Here is a 1,161-nt window from a genome sequence, read left to right on the forward strand (position 1 = left end):
TCGCGCCGGTGCCTGCGTGCGCCTGCAACAGGATCTGCCCGAGGCCGCGCAGCAGCGTGCGCAACGCCGCCGGCAGCGCGAAGCGGGCGCGGGCGGGCATGTCGGGCGGTGCGGTCGATGAGGACGCGGCCGACGGGATCGGCGGCAAGCCGAGCACAGGCAGGTTGGAACGAGCGCGGACGGACATGTCGGGCGGCGCGGTCGATGAGGATGCGGCCGACGAGATCGGCGGCAAGCCGGGCACAGGCAGGTCGGAGCGAGCGCGGGCGGACATGGCGGGCGGTGCGGTCGATGAGGACGCGGCCGACGAGATCAGCGGCAAGCCGGACACTGGCAGATCGGAACGAGCGCGGACGGACATGGCGGGCGGCGTTGTCGATGACGGAAGCGGACGACGGGAGCGGCGGCCACCGGGCCGCCGGCAGGCCGAAACGAAGGCATGCGGGCGCTGTTGGCGACGAAGCTGGCGACGAAGCAAACGACGGAATCGGCGGCAGGCCGCCGCACGCTCCCAATCCGGAAAGCCGCGAGCATAGGGGATTGCCGCATCGGGCGGAGAAGCGATGCCGGATACCGGTTATTTGCGCTACGATCGTGCGCACCGCGCGCGGCGCCGCCGCGTGGGCTGCCCACGGAGATCCACGGCATGCGCGATGTGCGCTGGGCGTCGCTCGACAGCGACGGAATCGAACATCTGACGCTCGTGCGCGACGGCGGCGGCTATCTGGCCGAGAGCGTGATCGTCGGCCGCCACGACGACGGCCGGCGCTACGGCCTGGCCTACCGGATCGCCTGCGACGCGCACTGGCGCACCACGCACGCCACGCTGAAGGTGATGGGCGGCGCCGCGCTCACGCTCGAACGCGATCGCGACGGCCACTGGTTCGAAGCAGCCGGCGCCGATACCGGCGAGGGTCGCCGCGAACGCCGCCCGCTGCCCGCGCTCGACGGTTGCGTCGACATCGACATCGCCGCCACGCCGTTCACCAACACCTTGCCGATCCGCCGCCTCGGGCTCAAACGCGACGAGCGGCGCACGATCGACGTCGCCTATCTCGCGATACCCGAATTGAGCGTGGCGCGCGCTACCCAGACCTACGTCTGCGTCGAGCCGGGCCGGCGCTACCGCTACGAGGGGATCGACGGCCGCTTCAAGGCCGG

General features: G+C 71.9%; 1 protein-coding gene and 1 pseudogene. One reads left to right on the forward strand and one right to left on the reverse strand.

The annotated features are described in order from the left end of the window. Positions 1–331 (reverse strand): annotated as a pseudogene (locus tag G3N92_RS34075) (hypothetical protein); the annotation flags it as partial. A gap of 315 nt (positions 332–646) precedes the next feature. Between G3N92_RS34075 and G3N92_RS34080 the strand changes: the two are divergent. After that, on the forward strand, positions 647–1,161 hold a 515-nt coding region (locus tag G3N92_RS34080), incomplete at its 3' end, for a putative glycolipid-binding domain-containing protein (RefSeq protein ID WP_206131876.1).

It is taken from the genome of Burkholderia sp. Ac-20379 (genome assembly GCF_017104645.1).
Taxonomy (GTDB): Bacteria; Pseudomonadota; Gammaproteobacteria; order Burkholderiales; family Burkholderiaceae; genus Burkholderia.